Consider the following 22,730-nt stretch of genomic DNA (forward strand, 5'->3'; position numbering starts at 1 on the left):
GATACGGGTAGGGGTCGGGGCAGGCGGGGACGGGGCGCCCGGTGCGGCCGGGCCCGTGGCCGGGCGCGCGCTCAGGCGCGCGCGAGCCGCGAACGGTCGAGGTCGTAGCCGGCACGGTCTTCCTCCCTTGCGGTCAGTTCGGCGAACAGGCGCTGTTCCACCGCGTCGGGCAGGGCGCCCACGTCGTGGCCGAGGCGTGCGGCGATCCGGGTGAGGGCACCGGTCAGCCAGGCGTCGTCGCGCAGGAACGGGTCGACGCCGTGCTGGTTGTGCTGCCACACGCCGAGGCACGCGGCGGCCATCGACAGCTGCGCGTACCGGTCGGCCAGGGCGAACCCGGAGCGGCCCGCGACCACCGAGTGCTCGCTCGGCGGCAGCTGCCGGCAGCGCCGGCCGAGGTCGTCGAGGTCGGCGCGGAGCAGGGCGGTGAGCCGGGCCGCGGCCGGGGGCAGCGCCGCTACGGAGGCGCGGTCGTGGAGCAGCGCGGTCAGCTGGTCCGCGCCGCGCGAGGTGAGTTCGAGGGCCTGGTAGTCGATGTCGTCGAGGGGCGCCGCCAGGTCGAAGATCGCGGCGGGCGGCGCCTGGGCGGTGCCCCAGCTGGCGGCGGCGAGGCGGGGCAGCTGCGGCAGGGTCGTGGCCTGGCAGACGGCCGCGTTGGCGTGCGCGAAGGTGATGGCGGGCAGGTCGCGGAAGAACTTCTGGAAGATGCCGTAGCGGCCGTCGCGCCAGTACGAGTTGGCGCCGAGCAGGGTGCCCAGGGTGTGGGAGGTCCGGTGCAGGACCTTGGGTACGACGTACTTGTTGACCGCGGTGATCACGCTGGTCTGGCCCGGCAGGACGTGCAGGGCGCGGCAGGCCACGGTGGCCATGCAGTCGCCCGCGAGCAGGTCGAGGAAGGCGCCGACCAGGGTGGCCCTGGCGTGCGGCAGGTCGGCGACGCGGCGGCCGTACAGGGCGCGGTCGAGGGCGAAGCGGGTGACGGTGCGCAGCTGGGTGTCGGCGGTGCCGACCATCATGCCGGGGAGGACGGCGCGGGTGGTCTGGAAGGCGCGCAGGACGGTCTCCATCGCGCTGCCGACGGGGCCGACGGGGGCGTCGGCGGGGACTTCCAGGTCGGTGAAGTCGGCGCCGCCGATGAGGCAGCCGCGCAGCCCGACCGTGGGGAAGCGGTAGTCCCTGCGGAGCCGGTCGGCCGGGGCCTGGGTGAGGTCCACCCACAGGTGGGAGTGGCTGCGGTTGCCGGGGCCGGCGCCGGTCCGGGCGAGCAGCACGACGGCGTCGGCCCGGCCCAGGTTGTTCACGATCTGCTTGCGGCCGTTGATCAGGTAGCGGCTGCCGTCGGCCGAGGGGGTCGCGGTGAGGTCGGTGCGGGTGAAGTCGTTGCCGTGCGGCAGTTCGTTGTAGCCCGCGGCGGTCTTGCGGCCGGACAGCAGGATGTCCGCCATCCGCTTCTGCTGGACGTCGCTGCCCGCGGTCCACATGGCGGAGCCGGATATGTAGTTGGTGAAGCCGTGGCCGAGAGCCAGGGTGGGGTCGCGGCGGGAGACGGTACGCATCATGCGCATCAGGCGGTCGATCCGGCCGAGGCGTCCGCCGAGCCGGCGGGGCACGTACTCCGCGTTGAACCCGTAGGCGTCCAGGGCGGCTTCGCCGGCGGGCAGGATCTCGGCGCGTTCGTCGGCGGCGAGGACGGCGTCGAAGCCCAGCGGGTTGTCGGGGTCGTGGGCGTCGCCGAACGCTCTCTCCAGGACGTCGGGGCCGCCGGGGACGGCGTTCGGGTCGGTCATGACGCCTCCTGGGCGGCGGAGCCGCTCGCCTCGGCGAGCGGGAAGGGCAGCAGGGAGAACATCTGGCCGCTCTCGTACTGGTCGACGAGCGGCGGCATCAGCCGGTCGAGCACGGCCGAGCCGTCGGCGCCGTCCTCGGGCAGCGTCCCGGGCGTCAGGCGTTCGGCGAGGCGGGTCAGCGCGGCCTCCACCCACAGGCCGTCCCGCCACAGGGCCGCGGTCGCGGTGGTGTCGGCGGCGACGGTGGTCCGGTTGCGCAGCCACACCTGGAGGCAGGCCGCGGCGGCGGAGCAGAGGGTGTAGCGGTGTGCCAGGTCGAAGGCGGCGGCGGGCACGTCACGGGGGCTCGGCCGGTGGGCGGCCATCTCCTCGTGCGTCGTGTCACTGATGCGCAGCAGCTGCTCGGCGACGGTGAGCAAGGACTCGGACGCCTCCCCTTCACCTGCCAACTCCCGCAGTTCTACGAGGCTTTGGGGAAGTGAGGCCGCGACGCTGTTGCCCGTGCGGGAGGTCAGCAGCAGCCGGGCCGGGTCGAAGGCGGGCGTCCGGACGTCGAGCGTGGCCGCGGCGGCGAGTCCCTCGGCGTCGGTGCGCCCGGCCCGGTAGCCGCGGGCGAGGGCGGCGAACTGGTTGATCAGGGCGTTCAGGTTGACCAGCGTGTTGCCGTCGAAGATGCCGACGATCCGGTGGTCGCGCTCCAGTTTGGCGAACGTGCCGTGCGCGAACTCCTCGCTGAGGAAGGAGCGGGCGCCCAGGAACTGGCCCATGGCGGAGATCAGTTCGTCGGCCGTGGTCGGCACCAGGTACTTCACGGCGGCCGACGAGACGCTCATCTCTTCGGTCAGTGTGTGCACGCCCCGCGAGGCGACCAGTGTGACGGCCTCCATGGCGAGCAGGTCGGCGTAGGCCTCGGTCAGCGCGCGGTGCGCCTGCGGCAGGTCGATCAGCCGCTTGCCGTACAGCCGGTGCTCCAGGCCAAAGCCAGTGGCGATGCGCAGCGCGCGGTCGCCGGCGCCGAGCGAGAGCGCGGCGCAGATCGTGCGGGTGATCTGCAGGCTGCGCAGGACGGTCTCGATGCCCTCGCCCTCCTCGCCGATCAGCGCGGAGGCGGGCACGACGGCGCCGTCGAAGGCGATGCCGCTGATGTCGGCGCCGCGGATCCCGTGCGTTCTGGCCGCGGGCAGACAGGTGTAACTGCCCTGCCCGATACAGGACTTGTCGGCGAGCAGCAGGCTGTAGCCGCGGGTGCCGCCGGCCGGGGAGGTGCGGGCGAGGACGCAGACCAGGTCGCTGCGGGTGGCGTTGTTGATCAGCCACTTCTCGCCGTCGAGCCGGTAGCCGCCGCCCTCGACGGGGGTGGCGGTCAGCTCGCCGGAGAGCAGATCGCTGCCGTGGGCGCGCTCGGTCAGGCCCCAGGAGACGACGGCGCCGGACGCGACACGGGCGCCCAACTCCCCTCCTTGTTCCGCCGTTCCGCCGACCCAGGTGCTCACCGCGCCCAGATACGTCTTGGTGTGCGCGATCGCCACGGTCAGATCGCGCCGGGCCACCACCCGCACCAGCTGGAGCAGGTCCTCGTAGCTGTCGAGGGCGCCGCCGTGCCGGGCGGGCACGTAGTACGCCGGCAGGCCGAGCTCGTCGAGCCGGGCCACGGCGTCCGTGGGGAACGCCTCGGCGGCGTCGAGTTCACGCAGCCGGGCCGCGAAGAACGGCAGGTCCCTTCGGGCGGGATGGCCGAGGGAGCGGTCGAAGCCGCCGGCCCGGTCGTACGGCGCGTACCGCCGCGGGGGTGCGAGTTGAGGTTCCGTCACGACTCCACCTGAATCTGAGAATGTGAGCACTCCGGGTTTTCTGAATGGCCCCAGTCTTGGCCACTACAAGGAGCGCTGTCGCAGGATCCCGGTGTCAGGATCCTGCCTCTGCATCTGGCTGCCAGCGCCGATCCCGTTACCTCCTCCAAAGGCGAACTAGTGTCTCCACTGCACGCCTAACAGGTGAGAGGGAATCCATGCCGAAAACATTTGATTCGGGGATTCTGGGGACGATCGGCGAAACACCTCTGGTGAAACTGGAGAGAATGTTCCCCGGGGAACACTCGCAATTCTTCGCCAAGATCGAGCGATTCAACCCAGGTGGCAGCATCAAGGACCGAAGCGGCCTCAACATGCTTCTCGAGGCGCTGCGCAACGGCGACATCACGCCGGGGCGTTCCGTGGTCGTGGAATCGAGCTCGGGGAATCTGGCGGTCGGGCTCGCGCAGATCTGCCGGTACTTCGATCTGCGGTTCATCTGCGTGGTCGACGCCAAGACCACGGAGCAGAACCTGGCCATCATGCGGGCCTACGGGGCCGAGGTGGAGGTGGTCGACGAGCGGGACCCCGCGACCGGCGAGTTCCTGCCGGTGCGGCTGCGCAGGGTGCGCGAGCTCGTGGCGCGCATTCCGTACGCCTACTCCCCCAACCAGTACGGGAACCTGTCCAACCCGCAGGCCCACGAGCGGACCATGCGGGAGATCGTGGAGGCGCTCGACGGGCGGCTCGACTACCTCTTCTGCTCCGTCAGCACCTTCGGCACGCTGCGCGGCTGCGCCGACCACCTCCGCAAGGAGGGGCTGCGCACCAAGGTCGTGGCGGTCGACGCCCAGGGCAGCGCCATCTTCGGCCAGCTGCCGACCCGGCGGCTGATCCCGGGCCACGGCGCCTCCGTCGTGCCGGCCCTGATGGACCCGGACGCGGCCGACGAGGTCGTGCACGTCTCCGACCTCGACTGCGTGGTGGCCTGCCGCCGCCTCGTGGCCCGCGAGGCGATATTGGCCGGCGGCTCCTCCGGGGCGACGCTCGCCGCGGCGGAGCGGATGCTGCCGCGCATTCCGGCCGGCTCGGTGGCCGCGCTGATATTCCCCGACGGCGGTGACCGCTATCTCGGAACCGTCTATTCCGACGACTGGGTGCGCGAACACTTCGGTGAAGTGTCGCACCTGTGGAAGGACTGAGAACCCCGATGCTCGTACTGCGCAAGGCAGACGTAGAGAAAATACTCGGCGGGAGGGAGAAGGAGCACATCGAGCTGGTCCGGGAGACCTATTCGCTGCACGACAAGGGCGCGACGGCCGTACCGCACTCCATCTTCCTGCGCTTTCCCGACCAGCCCGCGAACCGCATCATCGGACTCCCGTCCTACCGCGGCGGCGAGAATCCGGCTGCGGGCCTCAAGTGGATTTCCTCGTTCCCCGCGAACATCCACTCCGGAATCGCCCGGGCCAGTGCCGTGATGGTGCTCAACTCGCTGCGCACGGGACACCCCGAGGCGCTCCTCGAGGCCTCACTCATCTCGGCCGCGCGGACCGCCGCGAGCGCCGCGCTGGCCGCCGACATCCTCACCGAGGGACACCGCCCGGACGGCGTCTCCCTCATCGGCTGCGGCGTCATCAACCTGGAGATCCTGCGCTACCTCACGGCCGCGATCGACACGCTCGGCGCCGTCACCGTCCACGACACCTCGCGGGCGCGCGCCGAGGAGTTCGCCCGCCGCTGCCGTCAGCTCCTGCCCGACGCCGAGGTCACCCTGGCCGACAGCATCGAGGACGCCCTCGCCGCCCAGCGACTCGTCTCGTTCGCCACGAACGCGGGCGAGCCGCACGTGGACCTGACGGCCGCCGAACCCGGCACCGTGGTCCTGCACATCTCGCTGCGCGACATCGACCCGCTGTCCGTCAACGGCGCGCACAACATCGTCGACGACGCGGACCACGTGTGCCGCGAGCGCACGTCGCTGCACCTGACCGAGCAGATCACCGGCGGCCGCGCCTTCATCGACGCCTCCATCGGGCAGCTCATCAACGGCACCGTCCGGTTCACGCCCGACCCGGACAAGGTCATCGTCTACTCGCCGTTCGGCCTCGGCGTCCTCGACCTGGCCCTCGCCGTCGACGTGCACGCCACTGCCCGCGAGTCCGGCATCGGGGTGGAGGTCACGGACTTCCTGTCCTGACCCGGCCCGCCGTTCATCCAGCTTTCCCCTTCACCCGTACATCCCTTCATGCATGAGGAGAACCATGTCCCAGCAGTCCGCCGCCCCCGAGTACCGCGTCGTCCTGAACGCCGAGGAGCAGTACTCGATCTGGCCCGCCGGCCGTGAACTGCCCGCCGGGTGGAGCGCCGAGGGCACCCAGGGCGCCCGCGAGGAGTGCCTCGCCCGCATCGACGAGGTGTGGACCGACATGCGCCCGCTGAGCCTGCGCCGCCGCATGGAGACCGCGGTCTTCGCTGCCTGAACTCCCGCCGCCTGAACGGCACTTCCGAGCACCGTCCAGTACGTCAGGTCATTGAAGGAGCACCTGTTGAACGCCGCACAGTTGCCGGGGAACCCCCTGAGCGGAACTGTCCCGCCCACCCTGCCCGCGCTCTTCGCCGCGCAGGCGGACCGCACGCCCGACGCGGCTGCCGTGCTGGACGGCCCACGCACGACGACCTACCGGGACCTGGCCCACGCCGCCGGACGCATCGCGCGTCTCCTGCGCTCGCAGGGCGTGGGCCCGGGCTCCCTGGTCGGGGTGTGCCTCCCCCGGGGCACCGAACTCATCGCCACGCTCCTCGGGGTGTGGCAGGCGGGGGCGGCCTATCTGCCGCTCGACGCCGGTCATCCGCACGCCCGTCTCAGAGCCCTGACCGCCCAGGCGGGCGCTCAACTCGTGATCACGACGGCTGGGTTGCGCGGGCCGCTGGCGGAGGACGGCCCGCGCGTCCTCACCACCGAAGACCTCACGGAATCACTCACCGGAGTACTCGCTGGAGCGCTCACCCAGGAACCGGCCGTCGCCGGTGACGCGGGCACCCCGGCCGACGACCCCGCCTCGCTCGCCTACACCATCTTCACGTCCGGCTCCACCGGCACCCCCAAGGGCGTCCAGATCACCCACGAGGGCATCGCGAACCGGGTCGCCTGGGCCGTGCGTGCCCAGCGGCTCGGCCCCGGCGACCGCATCCTGTTCAAGACGTCCGTCGGCTTCGACGCGGCGGGCTGGGAGATCTTCGCGCCGCTGGTCTGCGGAGCGGGCGTCGTCGTCGCGCCGGACGGCACCGAGAAGGACGCCGCCGCGCTCCTGAAGGCCGTCGCCGACAACGGTGTGACCGTGCTGCAACTGGTGCCTTCCGTGCTGCGCCTGCTGGTCGAGGAGCCGTCCTGGGAGGGCTGCGGCGCGCTCCGGCTGCTCGCTTCTGCGGGTGAGCCGCTCCATGCCGAACTGGTCGAGCGCGTACGGGCGTTGGCGGACCCCGGGCTCGAGGTCTGGAACACGTACGGGCCCACGGAGTGCTCGATCGACATCACCGCTCAGAAGGTCGACCCGGCGCAGGCCACCGGGCCCGTCCCGATCGGCCGGCCGCTGACCGGGATGCGCGTCCTCGTGCTCGACGCGGACGGCGGCCTCGCGCCCAAGGGCGTCACCGGTGAGCTGTACGCGGGCGGCGTCGGCGTCGCCCAGGGCTATGCGGGGCGCCCCGGCCTCACGGCCGAGCGGTTCGTGCCCGACCCGTACGGCCCGCCCGGCTCCCGTCTGTACCGCACCGGCGACCTGGTGCGCTGGAACGCGGCCGGTCTCCTGGAGTACCAGGGCCGCGCCGACGGACAGCTCAAGGTCAACGGCGTACGCATCGAGCCCGGCGAGATCGAGGCCCAGCTCACCGCGCACCCCGCCGTCACGGGCGCGGCCGTCGTCGCGTTCCGCACGCAGGAGGACGCGGTGCGCATCGGCGCCGCCGTCACCACCCGCGACGAGGTCACCGGGAGCGACCTGCGCCGCTTCCTGCGCACCCGGCTGCCCGACAGCCATGTCCCGTCGCTGTTCCGCACATTCGACGAGCTGCCCCTGACGCCGAACGGGAAGATCGACCGCGCGGCCCTGACCGCCGCCCTGGAGCAGGGCGACGACCTCACCGGGCAGGGCGCCTACGTCGCGCCGCGCAACGCCGCCGAGGAGAAGGTCGCCGAGGTGTGGGCGGCGCTGCTCGGCCGCGAGAAGATCAGCGCCACCGACGACTTCTTCGCCCTTGGCGGCACCTCGCTCCAGCTCACCCGGCTCGCGGCCCGGCTGCGCGCCACCGGTGTCACCCTGTCGATGCGCGGCCTGTTCAGCGCCACCACCGTCGAGGCCCAGGCCCGGCTGATCGGCGCGCAGGACGGCGACAGCGCCCCGATCCCGGCGGCCGACCGCACGGGCCGTCTGCCGCTCTCGTCCGGGCAGCGCCGGCTGTGGTTCCTGGACCGGATGAACCCGGGCAGCCGCGAGTGGGTCGCCCCGCTGATCCTGCGCCTGCCGGCCGCGACCACGCCGGACGAGCTGCGGTCGGCGCTGACCGTGCTCGGCGGCCGTCACGAGGCGCTGCGCACCCGGTACGTCGACGAGGGCGGCGAGCCCCGCCAGGTGATCGGCGCCGCGCACCCCGTGGAGCTGCGGGTCGTCGACACCGGGCGCGAGCGGCTCGCCGGGCACTTCGAGGAGCAGTTCGCGCGCGGCTTCGAGCTGGCGACCGGCCCACTGTGGCGGGCGCTGCTCGCCCGGATCCCCGGCGAGGACCACGTACTGCTCGTCACCCTGCACCACATCACGTGCGACGGCTGGTCCACGGTCGTCCTGGAGCGCGAACTCCAGGAGCTGTGCGCCGCCGCCCGCGAGGGCCGCGAGCCCCGACTCCCGGCCGTCGATGTGCAATACGCGGACTACGCGGCCTGGCAGTCGGGCAGGCAGACCGAGGAGTTCGTCGCGGGCGAGCTCGACCACTGGCGCACCGCGCTCGACGGCATCGCCCCGCTCGACCTGCCCGCCGACCGGCCCCGGCCCGCCGAGCGCGACCCGCGCGGTGCCGTCGTGCCGATCCGCATCGAGCCCGCACTGGCGGCGGCCGTGACGGAGCTGAGCCGCAAGAACGCGGCGACCCCGTTCATGACGCTGCTCACCGCGTTCGCCACCGTGCTCGCGCGTCAGACCGGCCAGTGGGACGTGCCCGTCGGCACCCCGGTCGCCGGCCGCACCCGGCCGGAGCTGTCCGGCACGGTCGGCTTCTTCCTCAACTCCCTCGTGGTGCGCTGCGGTCTGGGCCCCGGGCTGCGGTTCGAGGAGGCCCTGGGACGCGTACGGGCCGCGGCCACCGCCGCCTTCGCCCACCAGGAACTCCCCTTCGACCGCCTCGTCGACGAGATCCGGCCGGAGCGCGACCTGTCGCGCACGCCGCTGTACCAGGTCGCCTTCGACATGCACAGCGAGGGCGTCACCAGCATCGCCACCGACGCCGCGGACCTGCGCGCCTTCGCCGACGCGTGGACCGTCGCCAAGACGGACCTGTCGGTGTTCATCGGACGCTCGGCCGACGGCTCCCTCGAAGGCGTCCTGGAGTACGCGGTCTCCCTGTTCGACGCGACGACCGTGGAGCGCGTACGGGAGCAGTTCGTGCGGCTCCTCGAAGAGGTGACCGTCGACCCGTCGGCGCGCCTGGCCGAGGTCCCGCTGCTGTCCGACGCGGAGCGGCACCTGATCGCCACCGAGTGGAACGCCACCGCCGCCGACTTCGGTGACGCGAGCGTGTGCGCCCGCTTCGAGGAGCAGGCCGCCCGCGCCCCCGAGGCGCCCGCGATCGGGTTCGCCGGTGACGTGGTCACGTACGCCCAGCTCGACGCGCGCGCCAACCAGATCGCGCACCACCTGCGTGCCTCGGGCGCGGGCGGCCCCGGCTCCGTCGTCGGTGTCCTCCTCGACCGCGGCCCCAATCTGATCGCGAGCCTGCTCGGCGTCTGGAAGGCGGGCGCGGCCTACGTGCCGATCGACCCGTCGTACCCGGCGGAACGCATCGCCTCGATGCTGGACAGCGCGGGCGCCGCCACGGCCCTGACCCACTCCACGTACGCGGACCGCTTCGGCGGCGACCCGGACCTGATCCTCGTGGACCGGCACGGGCCCCTGCTGGACGCGCAGCCGCGGTCGGTGCCGCCGCGCACGGACGACGCCGACGCCCTGGCGTACGTCATCTTCACGTCGGGCTCGACGGGCCGCCCCAAGGGTGTCGCGGTCACGCACCGCGGTCTGGCCAACCATGTCGTCTGGGCGGCCCGCGACCTGGCCTCACGCGGCACGCGCGGAGCCCCGCTGTTCTCCTCCGTCGCCTTCGACCTGGTCGTCCCCGACCTGTGGGCGCCGCTGGTCACCGGCCAGCGCGTGCACACCATCGCGCAGGCCACCGACACCGCCGACCTGGCACGGGAGTTGGCGGCGGCCGGCCCCTTCAGCTTCATCAAGCTCACGCCCGGCCATGTGGAGGTGCTCGCGGCGCAGCTGACCGCGGAGCAGGCTGCCGCTCTCGCGCCGGTCCTTGTGATCGCCGGTGAGGCGCTGACCCGTACGACGGTGGAGCGGTGGCGAGCCCTCGCGCCCGACACGGATCTCATCAACGAATACGGGCCGACCGAGGCCTCCGTCGGCACCTGCGTCTTCCCCGTCACCGAATTCGAGACCGGCGAGATCATGCCGATCGGGCGGCCGTTGCCGAACATGACGATGTACGTCCTCGACGACCGGCTCACTCTCGCGCCCATCGGGGTGCCGGGCGAGCTGTACGTCGGCGGTACGGGCGTCGCCCGTGGATACGCGGGCCGGCCGGGTCTCACGGCCGAGCGCTTCGTACCCGACCCGTACGGTCCCGCGGGCGCCCGCCTGTACCGCACCGGCGACCTCGCCCGCACCCGCCCCGACGGCGCCGTGGAGTTCCTCGGCCGCCTCGACGACCAGGTGAAGATCCGTGGCTATCGCATCGAACCCGGCGAGGTCCAGACCGTCGTCGCCGAGCACCCGGCGGTCCGTGAGGCGGTCGTGGTGGCGCGTCAAACGGCGACTGGCGACCAGCAGCTCGCCGCGTACTACGTCCCCCAGGACGACGCGGACGTGATCCCGGCCGACGAGCTGACGGCGCACTGTGCGGCGCGGCTGCCGGAGTACATGCTCCCCGACCACTACGTGCCGCTGGCCGAGATCCCTCTCAACGCCAACGGCAAGACCGACAGGCGGGCCCTGCCCTCGCCGGACGCCGCCGACGCGGCCGCCCCGGAGGGCCGGATCGCGCCGCGCACCCCCACCGAGGAACGCCTCGCGGAGATCTGGACCGAGCTCCTCGCGGTCGAGCCCGGCATGACGGACAGCTTCTTCCACTCCGGCGGCAACTCGATCCTGGCGATCCGGCTGATCTCCCGCATCCAGGAGGAGTTCGACATCGACTTCACCGTCCGGTCGGTCTTCGAGGGCCCGACGGTGGCCCAGCTGGCGGTGGCCGTGGAGCGGGAGATCCTCGCGGAGTTCGACGCGGAGGGTGCGGACGGCGCGCAGGGCGCGGAGGGCTCGGCCGACGCGGAGGGCGCGGACAGCGCGGACAGCGCGGAAGACACGGCCGGCGCGGCCGGGCCGCTCGCCACGTCCGACGTGCTGGACCTCGACGAAGCGGCGGCCGCCGGCGATCCGTCCGGCATCGCCGATCCGGCGGAGCCGCAGGAGGCATCCGACCTGGACGACCCGTCCGGCCACTCCGGCCCACCGGAGCCCGACGACCCGTCGGGGCTCACCGACCCCTCAGGGCTCACCGACCCGCCGGGGCCCGTCGACCCGTCGGGACTCACCGACCCGTCGGAGTTCACCGACCTGTCGGGACTCACCGACCCGCCGGGGCTCACCGACCCCTCGGAGTTCACCGACCCGTCGGAGTTCACCGACCCGTCGGAGTTCACCGACCCCTCAGGGCTCACCGACCCCTCGGTGCTCACCGACCCGCCGGGGCTCACCGACAGCCCCCCGACGCCGTCCCCGCGCAGCGACACCCCCGCACTCGCCTCCGTCCTGCCCGCCCCGTCCCACCCCGCGATCAACGGCCACGCGCCGCTCAAGGAGACAGCATGAGCACCGGTGCCATCACGCCCCCGGGCATCGACACCGACGACGCCCGCGCCGCGCTCGTGCGGCAGCGGCTCGCCGGGCGGCGGCGCGCGCGCAGAAGTGCGATACCCAGGGCGGACCGGAGCGCCCCGCTGCGCCTGTCGTACGGGCAGGAGCAGATGTGGTTCCTGGACCGCCTCGACCCCGACAGCACCCGCTACCTCGTCCCGCTCCTCGTCCGGCTGACCGGGGCCCTCGACGCCGGCGTCCTGGCCGACGCCTGGCAGCGGCTCACCGACCGGCACGAGATCCTGCGCACCCGGTACGCCCTGCACGGCGAGGAGCCGGTGCAGATCGTCTCCGCGCGGGAGCGGGCCGCCCTGCCCCTCGAAGACCTCACGCACCTGCCCGCGGACGAGCGTGAGACCCGGGTCCGGGCGATCGTCACCGGCGAGCTCTTCGTCCCGTTCGACCTGGAGCGCGACCTGCCGGTGCGGGCCCGCCTGATCCGGCTCGGCGACGCGGAGCACGTGCTCGCCGTCGTCTTCCACCACATCGCCTGCGACGCCTGGTCCACCGAGGTCATCGGGCAGGAGCTCAGCGCCCTGTACACCGCCCTCGTACGGGGCGAGGAGCCGCGACTGCCCGAAGTCGCCGTCCAGTACGCCGACTTCGCCGCCTGGCAGCGCGCCGAGATGTCCGGCGCCACCCTGGAGCGGCATCTCGACCACTGGAAGGAGCAGTTGGCGGGCATCAGTCCGATCGAGCTGCCCACCGACCGGCCCCGCAAGGCCGTCCGGGACGCGGCGGGCGATACGGTCGCCTTCTCCGTACCCGCCGAACTCGCCTCGCGGCTGCGGGAGTTCGCCCAGGAGCGGACCGCCACCCCCTTCATGGTCGTGCTCGCCGCGTTCCAGAGCCTGCTCGCCCGGCACACCGGCTCCGCCGACGTCACCGTGGGCACGGTCGTCTCCGGCCGGGGCCGCCCCGAGCTCCAGGGCATGCTCGGATACGGCATCAACACGCTGGCCCTGCGCGGCAGCTGGGCCGACGGCACCTCCTTCGGAGAGCTCGTCGACGCCACCAAGGACACCGTCCTCGGCGCCTTCGACCACCAGGGCGTCCCGTTCGCCCAGCTGATCGACGCCGTGCAGCCCGAGCGCGACCTGTCCCGCAACCCGCTCTTCGACGTCGCCCTGACCATGCACGGCGAGCGCACCAGCGCCTTCGCCCTGCCGGGCATCGTCGCCGAACCGTTCCGGGCCGAGGGCGACGCCGCCAAGTACGACCTCGACCTCCAGCTGCGCCAGGACGCCGACGGCACGCTGCACGGGCACCTGGAGTACGCCGTCGAGCTGTTCGACCGGACCACCGCCGAGCGCCTCACCGGGCAGCTGGTCCGCCTCCTCGACGCGGCGACCGCCGCCCCGGACGCCGACCTGGCCCACCTGTCCTTCCTCGGCGACGACGAGGTGCGCCTGCTCATCCGGGGCGCGGCCGTCACCGGCGAGGTCACCCGCACCGTCCACCAGGTCTTCGAGGAGCAGGCGGCCCGCACCCCGGACGCCGTCGCCGTTCACTTCGCCGGCGAGGAGCTGACGTACGCCGAGCTCGACGAGCGCGCCAACCGCGTCGCCCACCACCTCATCGGCCTCGGCGTCGGCCAGGAGACCCTGGTCGGCGTCTGCCTGGAGCGCGGCACGGACCTGCTGCCCGCCCTGCTCGGTGTGCTCAAGGCCGGCGGCGCCTATCTGCCGCTCGACCCCTCGCAGCCCGCCGACCGCATCGGCTACATGCTCCAGGACGCCGCCGCCCCGGTCGTGGTGACCGAACGCGCCCACGCCGGGCTCTTCGACGGCCTGCACGACGGTCCCGTCCTCGTCCTCGTCCTCGACGGGGACGAGGGCCGCGCCGCTCTCGCCGCCGCCCCGGCCACGGACCCGGGCGCGCGCACCGACGCCGACAGCCTGATCTACGTCATCTACACCTCGGGCTCGACGGGCCGCCCCAAGGGCGTCGGCCTCACCCACGCCAATGTCCGGCGGCTGTTCACGGTCACCGCGCACCAGACCGGCTTCCGCGGCGACGACGTGTGGACGCTGTTCCACTCCTACGCCTTCGACTTCTCCGTGTGGGAGATGTGGGGCGCGCTGCTGCACGGCGGCCGCCTCGTCGTCGTACCGAAGGACGTCGCGCGCGACCCGTCCGCCTTCCTCGACCTGCTCGTCGAGCAGCGCGTGACGGTGCTCAACCAGACGCCGTCCGCGTTCCGCGCCCTGGTCGCCGCCGCCCGCGAGGGCGACCCGCGCACCGACCGACTCGCGCTGCGCACCGTGGTGTTCGGTGGCGAGAAGCTCGAGGTCGCCGACCTGCGCCCGTGGGCGGACCGGCTCGGCCTGGACGCGCCGACGCTCGTCAACATGTACGGCATCACGGAGACCACCGTGCATGTCACCCACCACCGCCTCGACGAGGACGATCTCGCCCGGGGCGCCGTCAGCCCGGTCGGCGTCCCCCTCGACGACCTCGCCGTCCGCATCCTCGACGCGCACGGCAACCTGGCGCCGATCGGGGTGCCCGGCGAGATCCACGTCGCGGGCCGCGGCGTCGCCCGCGGCTATCTGGGCCGCCCCGCGCTGACCGCCGAGCGGTTCGTGCCCGACCCGTACGGGGCGCCGGGCGACCGCCTGTACCGCAGCGGTGACGTCGCGCGCCGTCTGGCCGACGGGAGCCTGGAGTTCCTGGGCCGCAACGACGCCCAGGTCAAGATCCGCGGTTTCCGCGTCGAGCTCGGCGAGATCAACGCCGCTCTCGGCGCGCAGGACGGGGTGCGCGACGCCGTCGTCCTGGTCCGCGACGACTCCCAGGGCTCACCGGACTCCCCCGGCTCCCCTGGCGACAAGCAGCTCGTCGCCTACGTGGTCCCCGCCGAGGGTGCCGCCCCGGACACCGCCGGGCTGCGCGCCGCGCTCGCCCGCGAGCTGCCCGAGTACATGGTCCCGGCGACGTTCGTCACCCTCGACGCGCTGCCGCTGACCGTCAACGGCAAGCTCGACACCAAGGCGCTGCCCGCCCCGGCCGCACGCGTGGCCGGCACCGAGTACACCGCGCCGCGCACCGGCCTGGAGGAGCGCACCGCCGCCGTCTGGGGCGAGGTCCTCGGGCACGAGCGGGTCGGCGTCCACGACAGCTTCTTCGACCTGGGCGGGCACTCGCTGCGCGCCATCACCCTCGCGGGCCGGCTGCGCGAGGCCGGGCTCGACGTCAGCGTCCGCGACCTGTTCGAGCACCGCACCGTGGCCCTGCTCTGCGAGCGGCTCGCCGACCGGGCGCCGGTCACCGCCACCCACGGCGTACGCCCGTTCGCCCTCGTCGGCGACGAGGACCGGGCCCGGCTGCCCGAGGGCCTCGCCGACGCCTACCCGATGTCGCAGGTCCAGCTCGGCATGGTCGTCGAGATGCTCAGCGACAGCGGCCGGCACCCGTACCACAACGTCACGTCCTTCCGCGTCCCCGACAACCGCTCCTTCGACATCGGGGCGCTGCGCGCGTCGGTCGCCTCGGCCGTCGCCCGGCACGAGGTGCTGCGCACCTCCTTCGACCTCAACTCCTATGCCGTACCGATGCAGTTGGTGCACGAGAGCGTCGAACCGCCGGTGCAGGGGCGCGATCTGCGCGGTCTCGACGACGAAGCGGTACGGGACGCGCTGCGCGCCTTCACCGCGCAGGAGCGGTCCCGGCTGATCCCGCTGGACAGCGCGCCGCAGCTGCGCCTGTACGGCACGGCCTGCGACGACGGCAGCTGGTGGCTGACGATCACCGAGTGCCACGCGATCCTGGACGGCTGGAGCCACCACTCCCTCCTGATGGAGATCGTCGAGGGCTACCACCGGGCCCGTGCCGGGCAGCCCGTCGCCGCGCCGGCCGCCCCCGCCGTACGGTTCGCGGACTTCATCGCCGCCGAGGTCGCCTCCCGGGAGACCGGCGAGGACCGCGCGTACTGGACCGGCGTCATCGAGGGCCACGCGCCGTTCGCGCTCCCCGAGGCCTGGGCGGGCGACGGTGTCGCGGGCGCCCCGCACCGCGTCAAGGTCCCCTTCCACGACCTGGAGCCGCGGCTGCGCGCCCTGGCGTCCACGGCAGGGGTCTCCCTCAAGAGCGTGCTGCACGCCGCGCACCTGAAGACGCTGAGCACGGTCACCGGCGACGAGCGCTTCTTCACCGGCCTGGTCTGCAACGCCCGCCCCGAGGCCCTCGGCGCCGACGGCCTGTACGGCATGCACCTCAACACGCTGCCGTTCGCCTTCGACGGCGCGGCGGGCAGCTGGCGCGACCTGGTGCGCCGGGTCTTCGAGCGCGAGGTCGAGCTGTGGCCGCACCGCGGCTACCCGATGCCCGACATCCAGCGGCAGGCGGAGACCGACGCGCCCGGCGGCCGCCTGGTCTCCGTCCGGTTCAGCTACCACGACTTCGACCAGGTCGACCGCGAGCGGGTCGACTACCTGGCGAGCATCGACGACAGCCCCACCGAGTTCCCGCTCGGCGTCTCGGCCCGTCTCGGCCACCTGTTCCTCACCGGCGGCCGCAAGCACGTCTCCGCCGAGGCCCTGGAGCGCCTCGCGGGCACCCTGCGCGAGGTCCTCGTGGCGATGGCCGCCGACCCGGAGGGCGACGCGAGCGCCTCGTATCTCCCGTCCGCGACCCGTGAGTCGCTCCTGGAGCAGGGCACGGGTGAGAGCGCCGGCTTCGGTGACGCGAGCGTGTGCGCCCGCTTCGAGGATCAGGCCGCCCGGACGCCGGACGCACCCGCCGTCTCGCTCGCCGCGACGACCTGGACGTACGCCGAACTGGACGCCCGCGCCGACCGGCTCGCCCACCACCTGCGCGCCTCCGGCGTCAGCGGCCCGGGCTCCGTCGTCGGTGTGCTGCTCGATCGCGGCCCCGAACTGCTCGCGAGCCTGCTCGGCGTCTGGAAGGCGGGCGCGGCCTACGTGCCGATCGACCCGTCGTACCCGGCGGAGCGCATCGCCTCGATGCTGGACAGCGCGGGCGCCGCCACGGCGCTCACGCACTCCGCCTACGCGGACCGCTTCGGCGCCGGCATCGGCGTCCTGGCCCTGGACCGGGACGAGGCTGCCGTCGCCGCCCGGCCCGCCACGCGCCTCGCCCGTACGGACGACGCCGACAGCCTGGCGTACGTCATCTTCACGTCGGGCTCGACCGGCCGCCCCAAGGGTGTCGCGGTCACCCACCGCGGTCTGGCCAACCATGTCGTCTGGGCGGCCCGCGACCTGGCCTCACGCGGCACGACCGGTGCCCCGCTGTTCTCCTCGGTCGCCTTCGACCTCGTCGTCCCCAACCTGTGGGCGCCGCTGGTCACCGGCCAGCAGGTGCACACCATCGCGCAGCACACCGACACCGCCGACCTGGCACGGGAGTTGGCGGCCGCCGGCCCCTTCAGCTTCATCAAGCTGACCCCCGGTCACGTCGACGTCCTGGCCTCGCAGCTGAGCGCGGACGAGGCTGCCGCTCTGGCGCCCGTGCTGGTCATCGCCGGTGAGGCGCTGACCCGTACGACGGTGGAGCGGTGGCGAGCCCTCGCGCCCGACACGGATCTCATCAACGAATACGGCCCGACCGAGGCCTCCGTCGGCACCTGCGTCTTCCCCGTCACCGAAGCCGAGACCGGCGAAGTCATGCCGATCGGGCGGCCACTGCCCAACATGACGATGTACGTCCTGGACGCGCGGCTCGACCAGGTCGCGGTCGGGGTGCCGGGCGAGCTGTACGTCGGCGGCACGGGCGTCGCCCGCGGATATGCGAGCCGGCCCGCTCTGACGGCCGAGCGCTTCGTGCCCGACCCGTACGGTCCCGCGGGCGCCCGCCTGTACCGCACCGGCGACCTCGCCCGCACCCGCCCCGACGGCGCCGTGGAGTTCCTCGGCCGCCTCGACGACCAGGTGAAGATCCGTGGCTATCGCATCGAACCCGGCGAGGTCCAGACCGTCGTCGCCGAACACCCGGAGGTCCGTGAAGCGGTCGTCGTCCCGCACGAGACCGCGACCGGGGACCTTCAACTCGTCGCTTATTACGTCCCGTTGGAGGCGGGGGCCAGTGTCGACGGGCTCGCCGAGCACGCCGCGGACCGGCTGCCCGACTACATGCTCCCGGCGGCCTACCTCGCCCTCGACGAGATCCCCCTCAACGCCAACGGCAAGACCGACAAGCGGGCCCTGCCCTCGCCGGACGACGCCGACACCGACGGCGGCACGGCCTACGTCGCGCCCCGCACCCACACCGAGGCGCAGGTCGCCGCGATCTGGTCGCAGGTCCTCGGCCTGGACCGGGTCGGCGTCCTGGACGGCTTCTTCGACCTCGGCGGGCACTCCATCCGCGCGGTCGCCCTGGTCGGCGCCCTGCGCGCGGCCGGCTTCGACGTCGGCGTGCGGGAGGTCTTCGAGTACCGCACGGTCGCCGAACTGAGCGAGTTCCTCACCGGGCGCCCCGCGCCGCAGGAGACCGCGCCGCCCGTCGAGCCGTTCGCCCTGCTCGCCGACGAGGACCGGGCGCGCCTGCCCGAGGGCGTCGTGGACGCGTACCCGATGTCGCAGGTCCAGCTCGGCATGCTCGTCGAGATGCTCGCGGACGACACCAGGCGGGTCTACCTCAACGTCGCCTCGTTCCGCATCACCGACGGCACCCCCTTCGACGCGGACGCGCTGCGCGCCGCCCTCGACGCCGTCACCGGACGGCACGAGATGCTGCGCACCTCCTTCGACCTGGACGCCTTCACCGCGCCGCTGCAGCTCGTCCACCCGGCCGCCCGGATCCCCCTGTCCGTCGAGGACCTGCGGCAGTTGTCCGAGGGCGCCCGCGAGCTGCGCGTACGCGACATCATGGGCGAGGAGCGGACCCGGGGCCTCGACCTCGCGGCGGCCCCGCTGCTGCGCATGACCGCCCAGGTCGAGGCCGACGACTCCTGGCGGCTCGTCGTCACCGTCTCGCACGCCATCACCGAGGGCTGGAGCCACCGCGCCCTCCTGATGGAACTCCTCGACGTCTACCGCGCCCTGCGCGAGGGCCGCGCCCCCGCACCCGTCGAGGCCCCGCCGGTGCGGTACGCCGACTTCATCGCGGCCGAACTGGCCTCCCTGGACTCGGCGGAGGACCGGACCTACTGGCAGGACGTCATCGGCCGGTACGCGCCGTTCACCCTGCCCGCCGGCTGGGCCGGGTCCACCGCCGAGCCGAGCCAGAAGTACCGGCTCGCCGTGCCCGTGCACGACCTGGAGCCGCGCCTGCGCGCCCTCGCCACCCAGGCGCAGGTGTCGTTCAAGAGCGTGCTGCTCGCCGCGCACCTGAAGGTCATGAGCACCCTCACCGAGGAGGACGGCTTCTTCAGCGGCCTGGTGTGCAGCGCCCGGCCCGAGTCACCCGGCGCGGAGCGCGTCTACGGCATGTACCTCAACACGCTGCCGTTCGCCTTCGACCGCACCGCGGGCAGCTGGACCGACCTGGTCCGCCAGGTCTTCGCCCGCGAGGCCGAGGTCTGGGACCGCCGGCGCTTCCCGATGCCCGTCATCCAGCGGGACGCGGGCACCGGCCGCCTGCTCCACGTCCGGTTCAGCTACCAGGACTTCGACCACGTCGACAACAAGCTCGTCGACGCCGGGGCCAGCGGCGGCGAGGGCGGCACCGAGTTCGCGCTCGCGGTCTCCGCGGTCTCCGGGCACCTGCTGCTCACCACCCACACGCACGCCCTGGCCTTCGCCGAGGGCGAGCGCCTGACCGCCCTGTACCGGCAGGTCCTGGAGTCCATGGCCGCCGACCCGCAGGGCAGCGCCCAGGACACGTATCTGCCCGCCGAGGAGCGGGAGTGGCTGCTCGCCCGCAACGACACGGCTCGCGACTTCCCCGAGGCGACCGTCCTGCGGCGCTTCGAGGAGCAGGCCGCCCGCACCCCCGACGCCGTCGCCGTACGGCACGCGGGCGGCGAGGTCTCGTACGCCCGGCTCGACGCGCTCGCCACCCGGTTCGCGTACCGGCTGCGCGCCGCGGGCGTCGGCGCCGAGTCCACCGTGGGCGTCCTGCTCGACCGCGGCCCGGAGCTGCTCGCGACACTGCTCGCGGTGTGGAAGGCGGGCGGCGCCTACGTGCCGATCGACCCGTCCTACCCGGCGGAGCGCATCGCCTCCATGTGCGAGAGCGCGGCCGCGACGCTCGCCGTGACGCAGGAGGCGTACGCGGACCGCTTCCCCGGCGCCGTATCGGTCCTCGACGTCACCGAACTGGCCGCCGACAACGGCGAGTTCGGGGCCGTGGCCCGGGTCGACGACCTCGAGCGGCTCGCCTACGTCATCTTCACCTCCGGCTCCACCGGGCGGCCCAAGGGCGTCCAGGTCCCGCACCGGGGCCTGGCCAACCACGTCGCCTGGGCGGCGGACGAACTCGCCGTGCGCGGCACGGGCGGCGCGCCGCTGTTCTCCTCGGTCGCCTTCGACCTCGTCGTCCCCAACCTGTGGGGGCCGCTGGTCACCGGGCAGGCCGTGCACGTCGTCCCGCAGGACACGCTGCCCGCCGACCTGTCGGCCGCGCTCCTGGACGGCGGCCCGTACAGCTTCGTCAAGCTGACGCCCGGCCACCTCGACATCCTCACCGAGCAGCTCACCACCGAGCAGGTCGACCGGCTCAGCCAGGTCTACGTCGTCGCGGGCGAGGCCCTCCCGGGCGCCACCGCCAACCAGTCCCTGGAGGTCCTCGGCTCCGGCCGCATGATCAACGAGTACGGGCCGACCGAGGCGTCCGTCGGCTCCACCATCCACCCCGTCACCGCTCACGTCCCGCTCGACGTCGTCCCGATCGGCCGCCCGCTGCCGAACATGACGGCGTACGTCCTGGACGCGGCGATGCGCGAGGTGCCGGCCGGTGTCCTCGGCGAGCTGTACGTCGGCGGCACCGGTGTGGCCCGCGGCTACGCGGGCCGCCCGGACCTGACGGCCGAGCGGTTCGTGCCCGACCCGTACGGGCCCGCGGGCAGCCGCCTGTACCGCACGGGCGACCGGGTCCGGATGCTCGCCGACGGGAACATCGAGTTCCTCGGCCGCCTCGACGACCAGGTGAAGATCCGCGGCTACCGTGTCGAACTCGGCGAGGTCCAGGCCGTGCTGGCCGCTCTCCCGACCGTCCGGGACGCCGTGGTCGCCGTCCACGAGCCGACCCCCGGCGACAAGCGCCTCGTCGCCTACCTCGTGCCCGAGGAGGGCCGGCAGCTCCCCGACGCCGCGGCCCTCGCCGACGACTGCGGTGCGCTGCTGCCGGAGTACATGGTGCCGTCCGCGTTCGTCACCCTGGACGCCGTCCCGCTCAACGCCAACGGCAAGGTCGACCGCAAGGCGCTGGCCGCGCCGGACCGTTCGGCGATGCGCTCGGGCCGCGACTTCGTGGCACCGCGCACCGACACCGAGCGCATGCTGGCCAAGATCTGGTCCGAGGTGCTCGGCGTCGACGAGATCGGCGTGCACGACGAGTTCTTCGAGCTCGGCGGGCACTCCATCCTGATGATCCAGGTGCTCGCGGCGGCCCGCCGTGAGGGCCTCGCGGTCTCGGTCTGGCGCATGTACCAGCACGGGACGCTCATCGATCTGGCCGCGGCCATCGACGAGGACAGCGCCGCCGCCGACGCTGCCGCCGCCGTGGTCGAGGAGGCCCCCGCGGCCGAGCCCGCCCGGGTCGAGGTCCCGGCCGAACTCCTCGCCTCGCTCCTGAAGCAGGCCGCGGGCGGCGACGCCACCCGGCTGGCCGAGGGGCCGCTCGCCGAGGTCGCGGCGCTGCTCGGAGGCGAGACCCGGGCCACGGGGACGGTCGCCCTCGGCGACCTGGAGTCCCTCATGGCCGAGCACCAGGTGCCCGGCGTGAGCCTGGCGCTGCTCGGCGCGGACGGCTCGGTGCGCACCCACGCGGCCGGTGTCCTCGCGGTGGACGGCGACCGGCCGGTCACCCCGGACACGCTGTTCCAGGTCGGCTCGATCAGCAAGCACGTCACGGCGTTCGCGACGCTGCGGCTCGTCGCCGAGGGGCGTATCGCCCTGGACGATCCCATCGAGGCGCACCTGACGTCCTGGCACCTGGACGAGCTCGACTCGGCGCCCGGCGCGGTGACGGTCCGGCAGCTGCTCGGGCACACCGCCGGTCTCGCCAGGCACCGCAGCGTCGGTTTCCCGCCGGGCGGTGAAGTGCCGACGCTGGGCGACCTGTTGGAGGGCACGGGCATCGTCTCGACCCCGCGGGTGCGGCGGCAGCTGGTGCCCGGCTCGACGTTCCGCAAGTCCAGTACGCACTACTGGGTCCTCCAGCAGCTCCTGGAGGACGTCACCGGTGAGGCGTTCCAGGACCTCGCGCACCGCCTGGTCCTCGCGCCGCTCGCCATGACGGGCAGCAGCTTCGGCCAGGACTTCCCGGCCACCGCCGGGCGCCCGGTCGCGCTCGGCCACCACGTCAAGGGCGTTGCGATGGAAGGCGGTTGGCGTGCCCGGGCCCACCTCGCCGCCGCCGGGCTGTGGACGACGGCCGGGGACCTCGCGAAGCTCGCCCGGCAAATACGGGCCTCGCTCCTCGGCCACGAAGGGGCCCTGCTGCCCCGCACGGTCGCCCAGGAACTGCTCGCCACCCATCCGGGCAGCTTCTACGGCCTCGGCACCATCGTCGACGACACCGGCAGCGACGCCGAGTTCGGCCACGGCGGCGAACCCGCCGGCTACTGGAACCTCTCGCTCTCCCACCTCGGCAGCGGCGTCGGCCTGGTCGCCCTCACCAACTCCGACAGCGGCAAGAGCGTCGTCAAGCAGCTGACCGCCCGCCTCGGCAAGGCCGAAGAGGCGTTCGGCAAGGGCGAGCTGATGGCGGACTGGGCCTCCGCGGGCACCGGCACCGACGCCCCCGCCGACCATCCGCTGCTCTCCCCCGTCGTCACCGACGAGGAGCGCGCATGACCACCCGCGGCCCGCACCCGGCCACCCCCGGCCCCCGTTCTGCCACCC

General features: G+C 73.4%; 7 protein-coding genes. 5 read left to right on the forward strand and 2 right to left on the reverse strand.

Annotated elements, in window-relative coordinates; translation table 11 throughout:
• Positions 1-71: 71 nt before the first annotated feature.
• A complete protein-coding gene (locus tag ABD366_RS41745) occupies positions 72-1,787 on the reverse strand; it encodes an acyl-CoA dehydrogenase family protein (RefSeq protein ID WP_324771450.1) in 1,716 nt (571 codons plus the stop codon).
• Positions 1,784-3,598 carry an acyl-CoA dehydrogenase family protein gene (locus ABD366_RS41750; protein ID WP_324771451.1) on the reverse strand — a complete coding sequence of 605 codons (1,815 nt, stop codon included), beginning with the start codon at positions 3,596-3,598 and terminating at the stop codon, positions 1,784-1,786. The genes ABD366_RS41745 and ABD366_RS41750 overlap by 4 nt, the downstream gene beginning before the upstream one ends.
• 197 nt (positions 3,599-3,795) lie before the next feature.
• Here ABD366_RS41750 and sbnA point away from each other — a divergent pair, with 197 nt between their 5' ends.
• The 5 genes from sbnA to ABD366_RS41775 all read left to right on the forward strand — a co-directional run bounded on the left by sbnA (position 3,796) and on the right by ABD366_RS41775 (position 22,682).
• Positions 3,796-4,779, forward strand: a complete 984-nt coding sequence (gene sbnA, locus ABD366_RS41755) for a 2,3-diaminopropionate biosynthesis protein SbnA (protein ID WP_324771452.1) — start codon at positions 3,796-3,798, stop codon at positions 4,777-4,779.
• On the forward strand, positions 4,767-5,777 hold the full coding sequence (gene sbnB / locus ABD366_RS41760; RefSeq protein ID WP_324771453.1) for a 2,3-diaminopropionate biosynthesis protein SbnB: 1,011 nt from the start codon (positions 4,767-4,769) through the stop codon (positions 5,775-5,777). Before sbnA ends, sbnB begins: the two co-directional genes overlap by 13 nt.
• 64 nt (positions 5,778-5,841) lie before the next feature.
• Positions 5,842-6,060: an MbtH family protein gene (locus tag ABD366_RS41765; protein ID WP_324771454.1), complete on the forward strand. Its 219-nt coding sequence runs from the start codon at positions 5,842-5,844 to the stop codon at positions 6,058-6,060.
• A 66-nt stretch (positions 6,061-6,126) separates the two neighbouring features.
• Positions 6,127-11,718, forward strand: coding sequence for a non-ribosomal peptide synthetase (locus ABD366_RS41770; protein ID WP_324771455.1), 5,592 nt, complete (start codon positions 6,127-6,129; stop codon positions 11,716-11,718).
• Positions 11,715-22,682, forward strand: coding sequence for a non-ribosomal peptide synthetase (locus ABD366_RS41775; protein WP_324771456.1), 10,968 nt, complete (start codon positions 11,715-11,717; stop codon positions 22,680-22,682). Before ABD366_RS41770 ends, ABD366_RS41775 begins: the two co-directional genes overlap by 4 nt.
• Positions 22,683-22,730 lie beyond the last annotated feature (48 nt).

The organism is Streptomyces kunmingensis (assembly GCF_039533535.1).
Taxonomy (GTDB): Bacteria; Actinomycetota; Actinomycetes; order Streptomycetales; family Streptomycetaceae; genus Streptomyces; species Streptomyces kunmingensis.

What these genes read in the sequence shown, in the direction of transcription:
- ABD366_RS41745 (WP_324771450.1), bottom strand. Translation starts at nt 1,787, where the DNA reads ATGACCGACCCGAACGCCGTCCCCGGCGGCCCCGACGTCCTGGAGAGA.
- sbnA (WP_324771452.1), top strand. Translation starts at nt 3,796, where the DNA reads ATGCCGAAAACATTTGATTCGGGGATTCTGGGGACGATCGGCGAAACA.
- ABD366_RS41765 (WP_324771454.1), top strand. Translation starts at nt 5,842, where the DNA reads ATGTCCCAGCAGTCCGCCGCCCCCGAGTACCGCGTCGTCCTGAACGCC.
- ABD366_RS41775 (WP_324771456.1), top strand. Translation starts at nt 11,715, where the DNA reads ATGAGCACCGGTGCCATCACGCCCCCGGGCATCGACACCGACGACGCC.